Below are 282 nucleotides of genomic sequence, written 5' to 3'. Positions count from 1 at the left end.
GTCCATGGCCGTGACCGAGCCTACCACCGGCACCGATACCACCAAGCTACGTACCACAGCGGTCAAGAAGGGTGATCGTTACGTGGTCAACGGGCAAAAGGTATGGATTTCCCGCGTCCAGCACTCGGACATGATGATCCTGCTGGCGCGTACCACGCCGCTGGCCGATGTGAAGAAAAAGTCCGAAGGCCTGTCCTGCTTCCTGGTCGACCTGCACGACGCCATCGGCAAAGGCCTGGATGTCCGGCCTATTCCCAATATGGTCAACCACGAGACCAACGA

1 protein-coding gene is annotated in these 282 nt (G+C 58.9%); it reads left to right on the top strand.

What is annotated here, in order from left to right; translation table 11 throughout:
- A partial coding sequence (locus SB786_RS36040) for an acyl-CoA dehydrogenase family protein (RefSeq protein WP_410731550.1) occupies positions 1–282 on the top strand: 282 nt, incomplete at both ends.

Source organism: Burkholderia sp. SIMBA_062 (assembly GCF_046534765.1).
In the GTDB taxonomy this organism is placed as follows: Bacteria; Pseudomonadota; Gammaproteobacteria; order Burkholderiales; family Burkholderiaceae; genus Burkholderia; species Burkholderia ambifaria.
The sequence above is the reverse complement of the archived record's forward strand: the minus strand, read 5'-3'. Positions and strand labels throughout refer to the sequence as shown.